The sequence below is a fragment of the Micromonospora sp. NPDC049529 genome (assembly GCF_055586685.1).
Map to the genome: position 1 here is coordinate 1 of NZ_JBVJHT010000012.1, position 18,077 is coordinate 18,077.

An 18,077-nucleotide genomic window follows, 5' to 3' on the forward strand; every position below is an offset into this window, starting at 1 on the left:
CCCCCCCCCCCCCCCCCCCCCCCCCCCCCCCCCCCCCCCCCCCCCCCCCCCCCCCCCCCCCCCCCCCCCCCCCCCCCCCCCCCCCCCCCCCGCCGGGTGTCCGGTCAGCCGCGGGAGCGCGGCAGGCAGCACTTCTTGTACTTGTTTCCCGAACCGCACCAGCACGTCTCGTTGCGTTCCGGCGGCCACGGGATCTGGCTGGACCCGGTGCTCAGCTCCTGGGCGTACGCCGCCCGGATCTTCGGGTCGGTCGGGTCCCCGCCGCGCTGCGGGGCGAACCCGACCAGCCCGTCGATCGAGCCCCGGAGCACGGTCAGCCCGGTACGGCCACCACCGGCGAGCCGGGTCAGCTCCCGCTCCAGGCGGGCCCGGTGCTCGTCCCAGTCCCGGCCGTACGTCTCGCCCAGCACGGGCCAGTCCGACCGCAGCCGCTCGAAGTCGTCGCGGGGCCAGAACAGCAGGTCCGTCGCGGTGGGTTCGGTGACCGTCCGGCCGGCGTTGCTGGTCAACCCGCTCTCCAGCCGGTCGGCCAGGTTGTCGTTCTGGTCGTGCGGCAGCGCGAGGTCCCGGCGTACCCGGTGGCGCTGGTGCAGCAGGAAGAAGAGCACCCCGGCGGAGTCGGCGTCCTTCGGCTCCCTCGGCTGGTCGGCGGAGGCGGCCCGATCGGCCATGATCGTCTCCACCGCCGTGGTCAGCCACTGCTCGGCGGTGCTGGTGCGGCCGCCGGCGTCCAGCGCGGCACTGACGTACGCCGCGGCGTCACCCTCCTCGGTGAGCAGCGGGCGCAGGGCGGTGAGTTCGGCGATCGCCTCGTCGTCGCGGCCGACGCGGAACAGGATCCGGGCGCGCAGGGCTCGGGCGAAAGCGCCCGCGTTGTCCTCCTGCGTCCGGTACGCCTCGACGGCCCGGTCCGCGTACCGCAGCGCGGCGTCGAGCTTCGCCTTGCTCTCGGCGATCTCGGCGGCCAGGGTGAGCGCGTAGCCGCTGTCGGTCGGGTCGGCCAGCCGGCCCTGGTCGGCTGCCTCGGCCAGTTCGGCGGCGATGCCGAGCGGGTTCGCCGCGCCGAGCGCGGACTGGCGCAGCTCGGTCAGATCGGCGCTGGAGAGCACGTTTGTCGTTGACACGGTCTCACGTTACTGCGCGAGCCGGGGTGAACGTCGCCGCTGCGCTGTTGCACCCGTCTCACCCCGGCGGACCGGACCGGTTCCCCCGGCGGCCACCCGGCTTTCCCGGCCACAGATCGGCGGCACCCGGCTTTCCCGGCCACAGCACCGCGTCTGCCGGTCGGACCCGCCGACCTTCGGCTGGCGGGCGATTGGCGGGCGATGCGCCCCGGTTCAGCCGACCGGGAAGAGGATCACCGAGCGGGCGCCCTCGCCCCGGGCCATTCGGTCCAGCGCCGCCGGGGCGCCGTCGAGGGTGCCCCGATCGGTGATGAGCGGGCCGAGGTCGAGCGACCCGTCGAGCGCCGCGCCGGCCAGTTCGGGCAGGTCCCGGTCCGGGTCCGAGGAGCCGTAGACCGAGGACCGCAGCACCCGGGCGGAGTGGAAGATGTCCAGCGCGCCGAACTGCACCATGTCGTCCCGGCCGCCCATGCCGACCACGGTGACCTGTCCGCCCCGGCGGGTGGCCCGCCAGGCGAGCCGGATCGTCGTCGCCCGCCCGACGCACTCGAACGCGTGGTCGACGCCCCGGCCGCCGGTCCGCGCCCGTACGCCTGCGTTGGGGGTGTCGTCGGAGCGCAGGAAGTCGGTGGCCCCGGCGGCGAGGGCCAGGTCGCGTTTCGCCTCCGACAGGTCGACGGCGATCACCGGGTCGGTGCCGGCCGGGACGGTGCCGAGGACCTGCTCGGTGGTGGGGTTCTCGACCGGGATGGTGTCGGTGGCGGCGGGGCGGACCCACTGCCCGTCGAGATAGAGGTCGGTGCGGGTCAGGTCCATCGTGGGCCCCTCGGGTCGATGGAAACTAGCGCTGCAAGTTTTGACTCTAGTACGCGCCCGCCCCGGACGGGAGGGGTGGCAGCGGCCCGACCAACCGCTCGTAGGTGTGGGTGAGCCCCTCGATCAGGACATCCAGGCCCAGGGTGAACGCGCCCTCGTCGACACTGCGCTGATGCTCGGCGAGCCGGTGCGCCTGGGTCAGGTGGGGGTACTGCTCGGCGTAGAAGCCGGGGTCCTCGACGAATCCACGGGCGAACGAACCCAGCGCGGAGCCGGTGACGAAGTAGCGCATCAACGCGCCGATGTGGGTGGCCCGCGCCGGTGGCCAGCCCGCGTCGACCAGGCCGCCGTAGACCGCGTCGGCCATGGCGAGCGCGGCCGGCCGCCGCCCCGGTCCCCTCGCCAGGTGCGGCACGATGTGCGGGTGGGCGGCGAGGGCGGCCCGGTAGGACAGTCCCCACCGGCGCAGCGCCTCCCGCCAGTCGGCGCTGCCGAAGGACGAGACGTCGACCTGGGCGGTGATGCTGTCCGCCACCGCGTCCAGGATCTCGTCCTTGGTGGCGAAGTGGTTGTACAGCGAGGGTCCGCGTACGCCCAGTTCGGCGGCGAGCCGCCGGGTGGAGAAGGCGGCGAGCCCGTCGGCGTCGATCAGGGCGGCGGCGGTGTCGATGATCCGCTGCCGGCTCAGCAGCGCCTGTCGCGGCCGGGGCATGGCGTACCTCCCTTTTGTCCTCCCGGTGTCACCGGAGCTGCCCGTACTCCGGGCTCCGTTCGTCGAAACTCTGCCACACGAGGTATGGACGGGGGAAAACTTGCAGCGCTAGTTTAGAGCCATGGACCTCCAGCTATCCGTGGAGCAGACGGCGGTCCGCCGGCTCGCGGCGGAGTTCGTCGACCGCGAGGTACGGCCGCACGCCGCCGACTGGGACCGGCACGAGGCGGTCGCCCCGTCGATCGTGGGGCGACTCGGCGAGCTCGGCTTCCTCGGCCGGACCATCGCCGAGCAGGACGGCGGCTCCGCCGGTGACCATCTCTCCTACTGCCTGGTGCTGGAGGAACTGGGGCGCGGCGACTCCTCCGTACGCGGCATCGTCAGCGTCTCGCTCGGACTCGTGGCGAAGGCGATCGCCGCCCACGGCACCCCGACCCAGCGGGCGCAGTGGCTGCCCCGGCTCTGCGCCGGCGAGGCCCTGGGCTGCTTCGCGCTGACCGAGCCGGGCAGCGGCTCCGACGCGGGATCGCTGCGCACCCGGGCGGACCGTGACGGGGACGACTGGCTCATCACCGGAGCCAAGGTCTTCATCACCAACGGCACCACCGCCGACATCGCGCTGGTCTTCGCCCGTACCGGCGAACCCGGTCCACACGGCATCACCGCCTTCCTCGTCCCGACCGGTACCGCCGGCCTGGTCCGCCGTGAGATCCACGGCAAGCTCGGGCTGCGCGGGCAGGCGACGGCGGAGCTGACGTTCGACGCCGTACGGGTGCCGGCGCGGGCGATGCTCGGCGTCGAGGGCGCCGGTCTGCGCCTCGCCCTGTCCACCCTGGCCAAGGGGCGGATGTCGGTGGCCGCCGGTTGCGTCGGCATCGCCCGGGCCTGTCTGGAGGCCGCCATCGGGTACGCGACCGGCCGGGAACAGTTCGGTAAGCCGATCGCCGGGCACCAACTCGTGCAGCACCTGCTCGCCGAGATCGCGGTGGACACCGCCGCCGCCCGGCTGCTGGTCTGGCAGGTCGCCGACCTGATCGACCGCGACCGGCCGTACGCGACGGAGTCCTCCATGGCCAAGCTCTTCGCCAGCGAGGCGGCGGTACGCGCTGCCAACAACGCCGTCCAGGTCTTCGGCGGGTACGGCTACATCGACGAGTACCCGGTCGGCAAGTACCTGCGCGACGCCCGCGTCGCCACCCTCTACGAGGGCACCAGCCAGATCCAGCAACTGCTCATCGGACGTGCCCTCACCGGCGTCAGCGCCTTCTGACGAACGCCGATCCACCCGCTCGGAGGACACCATGGATTTCTCACTCAGCGACGAAGAGCGTGCGATACGCGACACCGCGCGGGACTTCATCACCCGCGAGGTCGTCCCGCTGGAGGCCGAGGTGCTGCGCCGGGAGCGGGCGCACCGGCCCGGTCTCGACCGTGGTGAGCTGCGCGAGTTGCAGCTCAGGGCGAAGAAGTTCGGCTTCTGGGGGCTGGCCACCCCCGAGGAGTACGGCGGCATGGACCTGCCCGCGGTCACCCAGTCGCTGATCTGGACCGAGATCGGACGCTCCTTCGTGCCGTTCCGGTTCGGCGGCGAGGCCGACAACATCCTCTTCCAGGCCGACGACGAGCAGAAGCGCGAGTATCTGGTGCCGACGATCGAGGGCGAGCGGCTCTCCTGCTTCGCCATCACCGAACCGGGCGCCGGCTCCGACGCGGCGAACATCAGGCTCAGTGCCCGCCGCGACGGCGACGACTGGATCCTCAACGGCGAGAAGACCTTCATCACCGGTGGCAACGAGGCGGACTTCGCCATCGTGGTCGCGGTGACCGATCCCGACCGGGGTGTACGCGACGGCGGCAGCACGGCGTTCCTGGTGGACCGGGCGATGGGGTGGCGTTCGGAGTTCATCCAGACGATGGGGGAGGGCGGCCCGGCCGCGCTGGTCTTCGACGACGTCCGGGTCCCCGCCCGCAACATCCTCGGCGCACCGGGCCAGGGCTTCGCCCTCGCCATGCAGTGGATCGTCAAGGGTCGCTACACCATCCCGTCGCACGCCGTCGGGATCGCCGAACGGGCACTGCGGATGGCGATCGAGTACGCCAACACCCGCCAGACCTTCGGCGCGCCGATCGGCGACAACCAGGCGATCCAGTGGATGATCGCCGACTCCGAGACCGAGCTGGAGGCGGCCCGCTGGCTGATCCTGCGCGCCGCGTGGACGGTTGACCGGGGGCTCGACCCCCGGCACGCGTCGTCGATGGCGAAGCTCTACGGCGCCGGCATGGTCAACCGGGTGGTCGACCGGGTCATGCAGATCCACGGCGGCATGGGTTACACCCGGGAGCTGCCGATCGAGCGCTGGTACCGGCAGGTGCGGCTCTACCGCATCTTCGAGGGCACCGACGAGATGCAGCGCCTGATCATCGCCCGCGACCTGCTGCGCGGCTACACCAGGTTGGGAGGGCACCTCGGATGAGGACGTTCACCTCGCCCGCCGAACTGGCCGGTGCGGTCGGCGAACCGATCGGTCCGGGCCGGTGGCACCGGGTCGACCAGGACCGGGTGGACCTGTTCGCCGACGCCACCGACGACCACCAGTGGATCCACGTGGACCCGCAGCGGGCCGCCGCCGGGCCGTTCGGTGGGACCGTCGCGCACGGCTACCTCACCCTGTCCCTGCTGCCCGCGCTGGTGAGCGGTCTGTACCGGGTCGACGGGGTGCGGATGGGCGTCAACTACGGCCTCAACCGGGTCCGGTTCCCCGCCCCGCTGCGGGTCGGTACGCCGATTCGGGCCACCGCGCTGATCGCCGGGGTGGAGTCCGTGGCGGGTGGGTTGCAGGTTGTCACCTCGGTAACCGTGGAGGGTGCCGGTGGTGGGAAGCCGGTCTGTGTCGCCGAGACGGTGTCCCGGCTCTACCCGGAGGAGGAGAGATGACCGCGCTGTCGTTGGCGATGGTGCTCGCCGAGGCGGCCCGCCGGCACCCGGACACGGTCGCCGTGGTCGACGGTGAGGTCCGGGTGACCTACGCCGAACTGTGGCTGGAGGCCCGGTCGGTCGCGGCTGGCCTGCGTGCGCTCGGCATCGGGGCGGGCGACACGGTGGCCCTGCTGGCGCCGAACGTGGTGGACTTTCCCCGGGCCTACTACGGGGCGCTGGCCGCCGGTGCCGTGCTGGTGCCGGTGCACCTGCTGCTCACCGCCGAGGAGATGGCCTACGTGCTCCGGGACAGCCGGGCCGACCTGCTCGTCTGCCACACCAGCCAACTGGCGATCGGTGCGGAGGCGGCCGAGCGGGCGGGTGTTCCGTTGGTCACCGTCGGCCCGGTGCCCGCCGGGATCGAGGTCCGTCGGCTGGAACAGGTCGGTGACCTGGTCGCGCCACTGCCGTCGTACGTCACCCGCGAGGCCGAGCAGACCGCCGTGGTCCTCTACACCAGCGGTACGACGGGTCAGCCCAAGGGCGCCCTGCTCACCCACCTGAACCTGGTCATGAACGCCACCGTGAACGTGTTCGACGCCAACGACGCGCGCAGCGCGGACGTGGTGCTCGGCTGCCTGCCGCTGTTCCACACCTTCGGGCAGACGGTGGCCATGAACGGGACCTTCCGGGTGGGCGGGACGCTGGTCCTGCTGGGCCGGTTCACCGGTGCCGCCGCGATCGAGGTGATGCTGCGTGAGGGGGTGAACGTCTTCCACGGCGTACCGACCATGTACATCGGACTGCTGGCCGCCGCGGCCGACGCGCCGAACCTGCCCCGGTTGCGGCTCTGCGTCTGCGGTGGCGCCTCGTTGCCGGTGGCGGTGCTGGAGCGGTTCAACACCACCTTCGCCACCACGGTCTTCGAGGGGTACGGCCTCTCCGAGACCTCCCCGACCGCGACCACCAACCAGCCGCACTTCGGCACCCGCGCCGGTACGGTCGGCCACCCGGTCCGGGGAGTCGAGGTGGAGATCGCCCGACCGGAGCCGGCGGACCGGATCGAGCTGCTGCCCACGGGTGAGATCGGCGAGATCGTCGTACGCGGACACAACGTCTTCGCCGGTTACCTGGGCCGGCCGGCGGCGACCGCCGAGGCGCTGGTCGACGGCTGGTTCCGCACCGGAGACCTCGGTACGAAGGACGACGCCGGTTTCGTCAGCATCGTGGACCGGAAGAAGGACCTGGTCATCCGGGGTGGGTTCAACGTGTACCCGCGCGAGGTCGAGGAGGTGATCGCGCGCCACCCGGCGGTGGCCCAGGTGGCCGTCATCGGGGTGCCGGATCGGGTGCACGGCGAGGAGATCTGCGCGATGGTGGTGTTGGATCCGACCGGGCCGGTCGCCCCGACCGAGTCGGAGCTGGTCGACTGGGCGCGGGAGCGGCTCGGCCGGCACAAGTATCCCCGTCTGGTCCGCATTCTCGGCGAGCTGCCGTTGGGGCCGAGCCACAAGGTGCTCAAGCGGGAGCTACGCCGGATGATGATCCCGGAGAGCGCCCCGGACTGACCACCGCGCCCCGGCCGGCGTCAGCCCCGGCTGGAGACCGGTGGGGTGTGTCAATCCCGGCGGGACCGAATCGGCGTGGCCGGCGCCGTTACGGGTAGTCGCCCGGCATGGCGACCACGATGAGCCTGGAAGAGAAGAAGCGGTTCGTGCGGCGGTTGGCCGGCAGTGGGCGGGGCTTCGCCGACCAGCTCGGTTTCCGGGTCACCAACAACCCGGCCGCGCTGTTCCAGTTGCTCTACCTCTCCGTCCTGCTCCGCCGGCCGGGCGATCCGCGTCGGGCGGCACGGGCGGCCTCGGCGTTGCGGGACCGGGGTGGGGACAGTGCGGCCCGGATGACCCGGTCGTCGCACCAGGACCGGGCCGCGGTGCTGCGTTCCTGCGGCCGCCGCGACGCGGAGGAACTCGCCGCCGGGCTCGGCGAGCTGGCCGCGACGGTGACCGAGCGGTATCGCGGTGACCTGCGGCGGCTGCGTGCGATGGTCGGGTACGACGCCGCCCGGGAACGCGATCAGCTCCGGCGGCTGCCCGCAGTGGACGACCAGGTGGTCGACCTGTTCTTCCGCGAGGTGCAGGCGTTGTGGCGGGAGGTTCCACCGTCGGCGGACCGCCGGGCGCTCACCGCGGCGCGCAGACTCGGTCTCGGCCGGTCCGCCGAGGATCTGGCCACTCTCGCCGGTACTCGGGAGGCGGAGCGGCTCGCCTGGTTGGTTGGCGCGCTGGCGCTGGTGGACGTCGATGACAAGTACCGGCAAATTACCTTTTAGTCCCCAATCGTCTGTTGCCTCGCCCACAATTATGGTGTTCCCCGTCGTTCGGTCGACCCCACCTCATAGGATGGGGCTGGCGGGGTTGTCCGACCGGTTCGGCTGGACCTCCGCCATCCGGTGGCCGCGTCCGGTTCGGACGCCGCTCGTCGCCGGAGTTTCGTCGGACGTGGTGCCCCGGTCATGCCTGTCGTGGCCGGCACCTCGTCCGGTGTCCGTTTAGACATGTTCTGTCGTGATCCATCCATGCTCCGTGTCGAATCCGACACCTCACCGCACCAGGCCGGCGATCAGGTTCACCGTGGACGCGATGATGACGGCGCCGAACAGGTACGACAGCAGTGCGTGCCGCAGCGCCGTACGCCTGATCTCCGGGCTGCTCAGCGGAGTGTCGGAAACCTGGAAGGTCATCCCGATGGTGAAGGCCAGGTAGGCGAAGTCGGTGTACCGGGGCGGCGACTGCTGGTTGAACCGGACGCCGCCGTCGGTTCCGGTGTAGTACAGCCGGGCGTAGCGGCTACCGAAGACGGTGTGGATGACCGCCCAGGAGAAGATCACGCTGACGATGCCGAGGGCGATGTGCAACTGCTCCGAGAAACCGTCCAGCGGCTGGGCCCGGATCAGCACCACCCCGATCGCCAGCAGGCTGGCCAGGCAGGCGAACAGGAGCAGCGAGTCACGCAGTCCCCGGTTGGTGTCCTCCCGCAGCGCGAAGCGGGCGGTCTCGGTCGGATCCAGCGGCCAGAGCCGGAAGCGCGCCCAGATCAGGTAGAACAACGAGGCCAGGTCCCAGCCGACGAGCGGCCCGAGCACCGCCGCGTCGTACAGTCCGACCGGGACGCCACCGATCGCCCCCACCACCGCCATGGTCAGCAGCAGCTTCGCGGACCGGATCGGTTCCTTCCGGGATCGGGAGCCGGTCAACGCCGGTACTCCACCGGGCCGGCGGGACGCACCGGTCAGCTCTGGCGCAGGTGCCGGGCGACCTGCTGGTGCTTGCGGTCCCGGGCCCGCGCCGCCAGGTCGGCGGGGGTCACCTCCGGGTTCGAATTGGTGCGCGCCGAGCGGGCCACCTCGTCGATGTTGCCGTAGTCCACCGGCGGCATCGCCCGCAGCGCGCGGAGCACGTCGTTCGGCGCCCCGGCCCGTTCGGCCTCGGCGACGATGGCGTCCCTGCTGGCGGGAAAGTCCTGTGCGGTGAGGTAGCGCAGCACCTCGGCGTTGGTCACCATGTCAATCCCGCTCCTCGCCGGTCGTCTGGTTCTCGCCGGAGCGGGTACCCGTCTTTTCCCGTTTCACGCACCCGACCTGACCACGGCCGGCATCCGTTTCACCGGCACCGGCCGGGGTACGCGCCCGGCACGCGTCGCCGGACCGCGGCGACGCCAGGGAGGAGTCGCGATGAACTACGACACGTTCGTCGACATGGTTGCGCAACGCGCGGGGGTGGACTCGGACACCGCCGTCGACCTGAGCCGGGGAACCCTGGAGATCCTGGCCGACCGGTTGACCGGCGGGGAGGCGATGGACCTGGCCGCCCAGTTGCCGCAGCCGTTGCAGGCGATGATGAGCGATCCGGCGGACTCGGCGGAACCGTTCGGGGCGCAGGAGTTCATCCGCCGGGCGGCGCAGCGCGCGGACGTCGACGAGACGACGGCGCGCACCGGGGTGCGGGCCGTCCTGACCACGGTGCGGGAGGCGGTCACCGGCGGCGAGTTCGACGACGTGATGAGTCAACTACCGCGCGAGTTCCGCGATCTGGTCGAGCCGGTGCTGATGCCGGGCGGTCGGGCGCGACGGCGATAGATCGGGGGAGCGGGAACATCGACTTTTGTCGAGATCGACAAAAGTTCGGCCGATTTCTACCGGGCAATAGACTGCCTCGCAGCAAAGCCGTAACCTCTACGCAACGTGCGTGCGGTGGTCGATGCCACGGGAGGAACGGACATGTCCCGCAAGACCGGCAAGCCTTCCTACACAAAGGCCCCGACGAGCAAGCGACCGAGTGTCGGCACCATGGTCTTCGCCATGCTGCTCCCGGTCGTGCTGGCCGGCTTCATCGGCGCCGGCATCGGCTACGCCGTGGCCAAGCCGAGCGGCACCGAGGCCACCGAGGCGGCGGTCAACAAGCTGCGTCAGGAGGAGGCGAAGCGGGACACCGAGCAGATCGCCAGCCTGACCGCGACCGCCCGGACCTCCCGCGACGAACTCGGGCCGCTGCTGTCCGAACTGGACGCGGCGGTCAAGACCGGCCAGCCGGCGCCCGCCGACAAGCTGGCGGCCTGGAAGCAGACCATGCAACGGGCGGTCGAGCGGCACGCCGAGAGCCCCTCCGGCAGCACCGCCACCAACGTGGCGCGCGGCGGTCTCCGGGCCGCCGTCGACGGCCTGGCCACCGCCCTGGACACCTACGCCCTGGTCGGTACGCTGCCCGCCACCGCCCAGCGGTCGGTGCTCGACCTGGCGGCACGCCAGCGTACGGCGGCCGGCACGGCCTGGTCGATCGCGGCGGCCCAACTGGACCAGATCAACATCGACGCCGGCCACGGGCACCAGCACGTCTACCTGACCACGGAACCCGGCACCGGCGCCTTCACCTCCGACGGGTCACCGGAGGGCACCACCAAGTAGCCTGCCGGGCACCGCCTGGCCGGCGGCCGGACGCAGCTTTATGATCACCTGCCGGGATCATGATCCGGAACGCCTGGAAAGGTGGTAGGAGTAGCTGATGGGTATTGTCTCGCCGGGTTTTCAGGGCCGGCCCAGGTCGTCGCAGCCGGCGTTGCCGCCGGGGCAGTACCTGACCGAGGATTTTCCGGTGTTGTCGGCGGGGCCGACGCCGAGGGTGGCGTTGGACTCGTGGGAGTTCGCGGTGACGACGGAGGGTGGTGTCGAGCATCGGTGGTCGTGGGCGGAGTTGTTGGCGTTGCCGCAGGAGACGCCGACGGTGGATATCCACTGTGTGACGCGGTGGTCGAAGTTGGGGACGAGTTGGCGGGGTGTTTCGGTGGACACCCTGTTGGCGGGGGTGGAGACGGCGGCGGACTACGCGTTGGTGCGTTCGTACGGGGGTTATACGACGAATCTGCCGTTGGAGGATCTGCTTGATGGTCGGGCGTGGGTGGTGCACGAGTTCGAGGGTGGTGGGTTGCCGGCGGAGCATGGTGGTCCGGCTCGGTTGTTGGTGCCGCACCTGTATTTCTGGAAGTCGGCGAAGTGGGTGCGGGGGATCCAGTTGTTGTTGACCGACGAGCCGGGGTTCTGGGAGACGGCCGGCTACCACGACTACGGTGACCCGTGGCGCGAGCAGCGGTACCAGGGCGACTGAACCGGGCGGCCAGCTGGCGGATCGCCGAGCTGGTCGACACCCGGAACGAGACCGACACGTCGCGCACGCTGGTGCTGGAGGTGCCGGACTGGCCCGGCCACCTGCCCGGTCAACACGTCGACGTACGCCTCACCGCCCCGGACGGCTACCGGGCCGAACGGTCGTACTCGATCGCCTCGGCCGTCGACGGGAACCGGGTGGAGCTGACCGTGCAGCGGGTGCCCGACGGGGAGGTGTCGCCGTACCTGGTCGATGTCCTGTCGGTCGGCGACCCGGTGGAGATCCGCGGACCGGTCGGCGGCTGGTTCGTCTGGCGTGCCACCCAGACCGAACCCGTGCTGCTGGTCGCCGGTGGCTCCGGGATCGTGCCGCTGATGGCGATGGTCCGGGCCCGGCGTGCCGCCGGCAGCCGGGTGCCGTTTCGCCTGATCTACTCGGTCCGCACCGACCGAGACGTCTACTTCGCCGAGGAACTGCGCCGTCGGGTCCGCGACGACGGTGGTCTGGACGTGTCGTACGTCTACACCAGACGGACACCGGACGGCTGGCCGGCACCGGCCGGCCGGATCGGGGTGGCCGACGTGAACAGCCATGGTTGGCCGCCGGAGCTGGAACCCGCCTGTTTCGTCTGCGGCCCGACCGGTTTCGTGGAGACGGTCGCCGACATCCTCGTTGCCCTGGGCCATGACCCTCGCCGGGTCAAGACCGAGCGCTTCGGCCCCACCGGAGGTTGAGATGGTCGATCCGCAGTACGCCGACGGCAACATGCTCGCCGGTCCGATGCGCGAACTCTTCGCGGTGGACCTCACCGCGGCGACCGGCCGGTGCGCGAACTGCGGGCTGACCGGACCACTCGCCGAGATGCGGGTGTACCGGCACGCGCCCGGCCTGGTTGCCCGATGTCCGGGCTGCGAGGAGGTCATCATGCGCCTGGTACGCACACCGACCAGCGCCTGGCTCGACCTGCGCGGCGCGGTCTTCGTCCAGGTTCCGATGCCACCGGAGTCGCCGGCGAGTTGGTGATCCGGCCGGTCGGCCGGTTCTCCGGTCCGCCGCTGTGCCACACCGGCCGGGCGGCGCGGATTCCGGGTGTCGTGCCTGTCCGGATTCCGCGCCGCCCGGCTGCGCTCAGCGCGCGGCGGCAGCCGTCGCGGGCTCGGCGGTGGTCGAGTCGTAGTAGGCGAGCACGCCCTGCGCACCGGCCAGCGCGGTGGACGCCGCCGGTGTGGTCGGTACGCCGAGCCGCACGACCGTACGCAGTTGGACGTCGACCGTCTCGGCCAGGTGCCGCCAGCGCAGCGGTCGCCCGGTGCGCGGGTCGACCACCGAACCGGAGTCCAGGTCCCGCCGGATTCTCGCCAGCGCCTCCCGCAGCGCCGGCACCGCCCGGTCGAGCGCGTCGGTTTCGCCCTCGGCGGCCGTGAGATCGCCGCTGCGCGCGAGCACCTGTTCGATCACCGTGACCAGGTCCGGGTGGTGGCCGGCGACCCAGCGTCGGGTCCGGTAGACGAGACCGAGGTCGGGCCAGCGCTTGCGGGCCGCCTGCCGGCTGTTGCCGGTGGAGTCGCCGAGGTCGGCCAGGCTGGCGCCGAGCCAGACCGCATCCGCCGCGTCCTCGGCGGCGCACTCGGTGATCAGGTCGTTGACCAGGGCCTCGGTCACCCGACCCGCGCGGATCCGGCGCAGGTACGCCGTCCGGTGGGACTGCTCGTCGTCGACGTCGCCCGGCTTGGGCCCGGATTCCGGCCCGCCCAGCGCCGGCTGGTCGGCGATGCGGTCGGTGATCCGGCGGACCAGATTCCGGGCCAGGTCACGTAGCTCGTGGTACTCCGACGCAGGCAGACGGTCGAGGGGGTCGAACGGTCGGGGGTCCGGGCTCATGGGGCCACCTCCGTGGGTCGGCTGTCCGGTGTGTCGCGGCTACGACCATAGCACTGTGAACCTGTGGTTTACAGGCGCCCACCGGGTCCGGCGCCGACCGCCGGGCGCCCGGCAACACGAACGCAAAATGCACGTCATCTTGCACGGTAGCCGTCCTGGATCTCCAGGGATTGACACCCGTCAGCGAAGACGTGAGAATTCCTGTGCGCTTCACCAATCCGCCGATGGCCGCCAAATGGCAGGGGAACTTGCCGGGACGCTGCCGGTGCGGTGCTACTCGACCGGGCTGGGCTGCCAGAAGGGCGATACGTCTGTGCCTGAAGGTTTCTTGCGTCTACCGTACCCGGCGCTGCTTCCTCGTCGTCGATCCGAGATACAGGAAGCGGCGAACCGTGCGCTGGGCGGTACGTTGTCCCACGCATTCGACCTCGATTCCGTACCGGAACCGCTCGTTGCGGAGAACGGCTCGGCCGAATGGGCCCCCCAGGATAGCGATCCGACGGCCGACCCCAATTCGGAGTTCGCCGAGCATGACCGCTATTTCCAGGTACGTCGGGTCCGGCGACAACCCGTGGAGACCTTCCTTCGCGGTCTCGTCCGTTCCTATTCACTGGTCCGACACAATGCGGTCCAGATGGGGGTGACGAATCTCGATTCCACCCAGTGGCGGAACCTCTTCGCCGGCCTGCACGGCATCCTGCGGTACGCTCGCGTGCCACTGGCCGGTGGCCCGCCGCCGATGCCGACCCGACCGGTGGTCGAGGAGTACCTGCCGCACCACCGCTGGCTGGTCGGGCACCAACTGTTCTTCGCCGTCGTGCAGGGCACGATCGTCGGGCTCAACTGCTTCGTGCACGCCGCCGAACGGGGCGACGAGCCGGACGCGCGGGCGGCGGTCGGGGTGGCCAGCGACTTCATGCGCAGCTCGGCGGCCGCGATCAGGTTCACCGCCGACTTCGGCCCGGTCGACTACGACAAGCTGGTCCGCCCGGCGATGGCGCCGCCCGCCGTACGGGCCGGATTCAGTGGCTTGCAAACACGCGACCACGCCTTCCTGATCGGCCTGTTCACCGAACTCCGGACCCTGCTCGCCCGGTTGGGGCCGGGTCGCACCGGCGAGGACTTCGAGGAGTTCGTGGACGCGACCATCGACGCGTACGACGCGCACCAGTTCATCTGCGCCCGGTTCGGCGGCGACGTGCTGCCCAGCCTGCGGATGGCGGCCAACTCGCAGGGCCGGACCACCCAGTCCGGAGCCGAGGCGTTGCGGCAGATCATGCGGGCCCGGCTGTTCACCCTCACCGGGGCCGACGGCCGGGGTGCGACCGCATGAGCGGACGTACCCGGGTGGGCATCGTCGGCGCGGGTCCGGCCGGCATGCTGGTCGCGGTCCTGCTGCAACAGGCCGGGATCGACTGCGTGGTGGTGGAGCGGCGGGACCGGGCCTACGTCGAACAGCGCGCCCGTGGCGCCACGGTCGAGCATCGCGTGGTCGAACTGCTGCGCCGGCACGACCTCGCCGCCGGGCTGCTGGCCACCGGCGCGGTCGAGGACCGGATCGAGTTCCGGATGGGCGGTCGGCCCTACCCGCTGGCCTACGACCCGGTGGCCGGTGGTCGGACACACTACATCTACCCGCAGCAGTTCCTGGTCCGGGACCTGATCGACGCCTTCCTGGCCGCCGGTGGCGACCTGCGGTTCGAGACGTCCGCGATCGCCATCGCCGACCTCGACGGCGACCGGCCCCGGATCCTGCTCGAACCCGACGGCGCCGAGCCGACCGAGCTGCGGTGCGAGGTCGTGGTCGGCAGCGACGGGGAGTACGGCGTCGCCCGCCGCGCCATCCCCCGGGCCGCGCTCACCGCCCACGAGTACCAGTACGACTACGCCTGGCTCGCCGTGCTCGCCGAGGCGGCCCCGTCCAGCGACTGTGTGATCAACGCGATCCACGAGTCGGGCTCCTGCGTGCACGTGCGGCGCACCCCGACGGTGAGTCGGTTCTACCTCCAGTGCCCGCGCGAGGACAGCCGGGCGGACTGGCCGGACGAGCGGATCTGGAAGGAGATCCGACTCCGGTTGACGCTGGACGGACCGTGGACCCTGAACGAGGGACCGATCCTCTCCACCAGCAGCGTACGGATGCGCAGCCTGGTCTGCGCCCCGCTGCGGTACGGCCCGCTCTTCCTGGCCGGCGACGCGGCCCACATCGTCCCGCCGGTCGGCGGCAAGGGCTTCAACATCGCCCTCGCCGACGCCGAGGAACTCGCGCTCGCCCTGGTGGAGCGGTTCACCGGCGGCACCGCCGCCCGGCTGGACGCCTACTCCGACACCCGGCTGGCCCGGATCTGGCGGGCGCAGGAGTTCGTCCACTGGATGATGGACCTGGTCAACACCCCCGGTCTGGGCACCAGGGAGGCGCCGTTCCTGCACCGGGTGCAACGGGCCCGGCTGGAACGGATCTTCGCCTCCCCGGCGTACGCCGCAGCCTTTCTTGAGGACTACATCGGGTGGGAGTGAGCCTCCGTGGCCGCCCCGGTCGGCCGGACCCGCACGATGTTCGTCGCCCGCCACTCGTCACCGGTGGCGACCGTCACCTCCTCGCCGGCATCCACCGCGATCGGGGTCGCCAACGGGCTGTAGGACTCCGTCGTCCACATCGGCACCCCGGCGTAGAGCAGCTCCTGGGTCCAGATCACCCCGGTGAGCCGGCCGGCGGTGGTGGCCCGCAGCAGTACCTGCGGGGGAAACCCGGTGAACGCGGGTGCGCCGTAGTCGAACGTGGCGAAGTCGTGGGCCCCGGTGAGCAGCCGCACGTCGGTGCGGGGGAACCGGATGGCGGCCATCGTGGTGGGGGAGCGCCAGGTGTGCGCCACCGCGTCGACCGGACGCATCCGGCGCAGCGCCAGCGCCTGCCGTACCGCGTCCGTCACCGGCTGGAAGTCCAGGCCGTAGGCGCCGCGCAGCACCCCGGCCGTCTCGTCCAGGTCGGCGAGCTCGGTGTGCAGGTCCCAGTCCCGCCGGTCACATCCGGTCGCCCGGTAGCGGACCGCGCCCGGCACCACCGTGGCGCCGTCGGCGCAGAGCCGGTCCCGCAGCTCGAACACCAACCGTGACCGGCCCTCGTCGATCAGCGGGTTGTTGGTGTGGATGAAGGCCAACAGCAGGTCGAAGCCTTTCGGCGGGTCGAACGACGACAGCTCCAGGTCCGCCAGGTCGGCCTCCATAAACGAAAGCCGCTCACCCAGTCCGTTGTGCTCCGCTATTGCCCGGGCCAGGTCCACGTGGTGCCGGTCGACCCCGACCACGGTGCCCGCACCGGCCGCCAACGCGATGAAGGAGAGAAGTCCGCTGCCGGTCCCGGCATCGAGTACGCGCATTCCCGGGCGGACCGCGTCGGTGACCGCCCGCTGCACGTTCTGGCCCCGGTCGAGGCTCAGCAGCAGGCGCAGGTGCAGGTCCGGCGTAAAGGGGATGTCAACCGGTTCGGGCACGCCGATGCTCCATTTCATCGAGAGTGGCAATCGTCCCGGTGCGAAGGGGGGAAATTGCCGGGGTAATGGTTGAGAAATTAGCAATCATGGATTCCGGTGTCAACCATTGATAGCGCCCCCGGGTATCCCGGTCGGGTGCTGATTCCGGCTATCGGAAATGCGTCGGTCGGCCAGTAGGAGGAAATTCGGATGCGCGTTCTGTTCACCGTTTCGCCGGGGCTCGGTCATCTGTTCCCGACCATCTCGCTGGCCTGGGCGCTGCGCGCGGCCGGCCACGAGGTGCTGGTCGCCACCGCGGCCGACGGGGTCGGTGCCGCGATCCGGGCCGGTCTGGCGGCCGTGTCGACCGCGCCGGCCACGGCGATCGACGCGATCTTCACCGGTACGGTCGGCGAACCGGACGGGCGGGCGCGTCGGATGCGGGAGCGGGGCCGGCAGATCGCCCGCTCCGGAGGGCGTACCAGCGATCTGCTGCTGCGGACCTTCGGGCAGGTGTCGGCGGCGATGGCGGACCGGACCGTACGGCTGGCCCGGTGGTGGCGACCCGACCTGGTGGTGCACTCCCGGCTGGAGGGAACCGGGCTGCTGGTGGCGCGGATGCTCGACGTGCCGGCGGTGGAGCACGGGTTCAACCTGCTGCGCGAGGACGACTTCGGCACCCGTTTCCTGCCGTACCTGGCGGAGGCGTTCGAGCGCCACCGGGTGCCGCTGGAACTGCCCCGGCGCGCGGTGATCCACGTCGCCCCGCCGGAGCTGATGTCGGGCACCGGCACCGGCTGGTCGATGCGGTACGTGCCGTACAACGCCGGAGGGCTGCTGCCGGACTGGCTGTGGGAGCCGCCGACCCGGCCCCGGGTGCTGGTCACGCTCGGCACGGTGGTGCCCCGGCTGGCCGGGGTCGGCGGGTTGAGCGGGCTGCTGGCGTCGGCCGCCGGGGTGGACGCCGAGTTCGTGCTGGCGCTGGGGGAGGACGCCGACCTGGACAGCCTGGGGCGGCTGCCGGCGAACGTACGACCGGTGGGCTGGACCCCGCTGCACCCGCTGCTGGCCAGTTGCGCCGCGGTGGTGCACCACGGCGGCTCGGGCACCACCATGACCGCGCTCAGCGCCGGGGTGCCGCAGCTGGTCCTGCCGCACGGTGCCGACCAGTTCGTCAACGCCGACCTGGTGGCCCGGCACGGCGTCGGCCGCCAGTCCGAGCCGGAGGACGTCGACTCCGAGGTGCTCGGCGCGGTGCTGCGGGACCGGTCGGTACGCGACGCGGCCGAGGCGACGGCGCGGCGGATGAGCGAGCTTCCCGCCCCGGTCGACCTGGTGGACCGGCTGGTGGGTCTGGCGCGCTGAGAGGTGACCCTACCGCCGCCGAACCGGACCGGGTACGCGGTCCGGTCGAGTGTGTCCTGCGGAACTTTCGGGCATCGGACCGGCCGCCTGCGGTGTTACTGGATGTAGCTTGGCTAGCTGAAGCATAGGAGC

The 18,077-nt window shown here is 71.4% G+C and carries 20 protein-coding genes; 13 read left to right on the plus strand and 7 right to left on the minus strand.

The window, feature by feature from the left end:
• Positions 1-104 precede the first annotated feature (104 nt).
• From ACZ6QQ_RS21610 to ACZ6QQ_RS21620, 3 genes are all read right to left on the minus strand, one after another.
• Entirely contained in the window at positions 105-1,124 is a 1,020-nt protein-coding gene (locus tag ACZ6QQ_RS21610; protein ID WP_465878433.1) for an SEC-C metal-binding domain-containing protein, read from the minus strand.
• Between the two features lie 213 nt (positions 1,125-1,337).
• Positions 1,338-1,940: a zinc-binding dehydrogenase gene (locus ACZ6QQ_RS21615; protein ID WP_465878434.1), complete on the minus strand. Its 603-nt coding sequence runs from the start codon at positions 1,938-1,940 to the stop codon at positions 1,338-1,340.
• Between the two features lie 46 nt (positions 1,941-1,986).
• Complete coding sequence (locus ACZ6QQ_RS21620; RefSeq protein ID WP_465878436.1) at positions 1,987-2,652, minus strand: TetR/AcrR family transcriptional regulator; 666 nt, start codon at positions 2,650-2,652, stop codon at positions 1,987-1,989.
• A gap of 121 nt (positions 2,653-2,773) precedes the next feature.
• Here ACZ6QQ_RS21620 and ACZ6QQ_RS21625 point away from each other — a divergent pair, with 121 nt between their 5' ends.
• From ACZ6QQ_RS21625 to ACZ6QQ_RS21645, 5 genes are all read left to right on the plus strand, one after another.
• A complete protein-coding gene (locus ACZ6QQ_RS21625) occupies positions 2,774-3,922 on the plus strand; it encodes an acyl-CoA dehydrogenase family protein (protein WP_465878439.1) in 1,149 nt (382 codons plus the stop codon).
• Positions 3,923-3,953: 31 nt separating this feature from the next.
• On the plus strand, positions 3,954-5,126 hold the full coding sequence (locus tag ACZ6QQ_RS21630; RefSeq protein ID WP_465878442.1) for an acyl-CoA dehydrogenase family protein: 1,173 nt from the start codon (positions 3,954-3,956) through the stop codon (positions 5,124-5,126).
• A complete protein-coding gene (locus ACZ6QQ_RS21635) occupies positions 5,123-5,587 on the plus strand; it encodes a MaoC family dehydratase (RefSeq protein ID WP_465878445.1) in 465 nt (154 codons plus the stop codon). Before ACZ6QQ_RS21630 ends, ACZ6QQ_RS21635 begins: the two co-directional genes overlap by 4 nt.
• A complete protein-coding gene (locus ACZ6QQ_RS21640) occupies positions 5,584-7,137 on the plus strand; it encodes a long-chain-fatty-acid--CoA ligase (protein ID WP_465878449.1) in 1,554 nt (517 codons plus the stop codon). Before ACZ6QQ_RS21635 ends, ACZ6QQ_RS21640 begins: the two co-directional genes overlap by 4 nt.
• Before the next feature lie 107 nt (positions 7,138-7,244).
• Positions 7,245-7,901, plus strand: coding sequence for a hypothetical protein (locus ACZ6QQ_RS21645; RefSeq protein ID WP_465878451.1), 657 nt, complete (start codon positions 7,245-7,247; stop codon positions 7,899-7,901).
• Between the two features lie 270 nt (positions 7,902-8,171).
• Here the strand turns inward: ACZ6QQ_RS21645 and ACZ6QQ_RS21650 are convergent, their stop codons facing one another.
• Together ACZ6QQ_RS21650 and ACZ6QQ_RS21655 are read right to left on the minus strand one after the other, a co-directional pair.
• Positions 8,172-8,825 (minus strand): DUF1345 domain-containing protein, encoded by a 654-nt coding sequence (locus ACZ6QQ_RS21650; RefSeq protein ID WP_465878454.1) that lies wholly within the window; start codon positions 8,823-8,825, stop codon positions 8,172-8,174.
• Positions 8,826-8,860: 35 nt separating this feature from the next.
• The gene (locus ACZ6QQ_RS21655; protein WP_465878457.1) at positions 8,861-9,133 is read right to left on the minus strand and encodes a DUF2795 domain-containing protein; all 273 of its coding nucleotides are present in this window, start codon (positions 9,131-9,133) and stop codon (positions 8,861-8,863) included.
• Positions 9,134-9,302: 169 nt separating this feature from the next.
• Between ACZ6QQ_RS21655 and ACZ6QQ_RS21660 the strand changes: the two genes are divergently transcribed.
• The 5 genes from ACZ6QQ_RS21660 (at position 9,303) to ACZ6QQ_RS21680 (ending at position 12,252) form a co-directional block, all read left to right on the plus strand.
• The gene (locus ACZ6QQ_RS21660; protein ID WP_465878459.1) at positions 9,303-9,707 is read left to right on the plus strand and encodes a DUF2267 domain-containing protein; all 405 of its coding nucleotides are present in this window, start codon (positions 9,303-9,305) and stop codon (positions 9,705-9,707) included.
• Positions 9,708-9,848: 141 nt separating this feature from the next.
• Entirely contained in the window at positions 9,849-10,532 is a 684-nt protein-coding gene (locus ACZ6QQ_RS21665) for a hypothetical protein (RefSeq protein ID WP_465878460.1), read from the plus strand.
• A 97-nt stretch (positions 10,533-10,629) separates the two neighbouring features.
• Complete coding sequence (locus tag ACZ6QQ_RS21670; protein WP_465878462.1) at positions 10,630-11,229, plus strand: sulfite oxidase-like oxidoreductase; 600 nt, start codon at positions 10,630-10,632, stop codon at positions 11,227-11,229.
• Positions 11,226-11,963 carry a ferredoxin reductase gene (locus ACZ6QQ_RS21675; protein WP_465878933.1) on the plus strand — a complete coding sequence of 246 codons (738 nt, stop codon included), beginning with the start codon at positions 11,226-11,228 and terminating at the stop codon, positions 11,961-11,963. Before ACZ6QQ_RS21670 ends, ACZ6QQ_RS21675 begins: the two co-directional genes overlap by 4 nt.
• A 1-nt stretch (position 11,964) precedes the next feature.
• Positions 11,965-12,252: a DUF6510 family protein gene (locus ACZ6QQ_RS21680; protein WP_465878463.1), complete on the plus strand. Its 288-nt coding sequence runs from the start codon at positions 11,965-11,967 to the stop codon at positions 12,250-12,252.
• 105 nt (positions 12,253-12,357) lie between these two features.
• Here ACZ6QQ_RS21680 and ACZ6QQ_RS21685 read toward each other — a convergent pair whose 3' ends face one another.
• The gene (locus ACZ6QQ_RS21685) at positions 12,358-13,110 is read right to left on the minus strand and encodes a hypothetical protein (RefSeq protein ID WP_465878466.1); all 753 of its coding nucleotides are present in this window, start codon (positions 13,108-13,110) and stop codon (positions 12,358-12,360) included.
• A gap of 634 nt (positions 13,111-13,744) precedes the next feature.
• Here ACZ6QQ_RS21685 and ACZ6QQ_RS21690 point away from each other — a divergent pair.
• Both ACZ6QQ_RS21690 and ACZ6QQ_RS21695 read left to right on the plus strand, forming a co-directional pair.
• Positions 13,745-14,443: a hypothetical protein gene (locus tag ACZ6QQ_RS21690; RefSeq protein ID WP_465878469.1), complete on the plus strand. Its 699-nt coding sequence runs from the start codon at positions 13,745-13,747 to the stop codon at positions 14,441-14,443.
• Positions 14,440-15,627, plus strand: coding sequence for a 4-hydroxybenzoate 3-monooxygenase (locus ACZ6QQ_RS21695; protein ID WP_465878471.1), 1,188 nt, complete (start codon positions 14,440-14,442; stop codon positions 15,625-15,627). The genes ACZ6QQ_RS21690 and ACZ6QQ_RS21695 overlap by 4 nt, the downstream gene beginning before the upstream one ends.
• On the opposite strand, the gene ACZ6QQ_RS21700 is transcribed toward ACZ6QQ_RS21695, so the two are convergent.
• On the minus strand, positions 15,609-16,601 hold the full coding sequence (locus ACZ6QQ_RS21700) for a methyltransferase domain-containing protein (protein WP_465878472.1): 993 nt from the start codon (positions 16,599-16,601) through the stop codon (positions 15,609-15,611). The two genes, ACZ6QQ_RS21695 and ACZ6QQ_RS21700, sit on opposite strands and share 19 nt — an antisense overlap.
• 189 nt (positions 16,602-16,790) lie before the next feature.
• Here ACZ6QQ_RS21700 and ACZ6QQ_RS21705 point away from each other — a divergent pair, with 189 nt between their 5' ends.
• Positions 16,791-17,945: a nucleotide disphospho-sugar-binding domain-containing protein gene (locus ACZ6QQ_RS21705; protein ID WP_465878474.1), complete on the plus strand. Its 1,155-nt coding sequence runs from the start codon at positions 16,791-16,793 to the stop codon at positions 17,943-17,945.
• Positions 17,946-18,077: the final 132 nt, after the last annotated feature.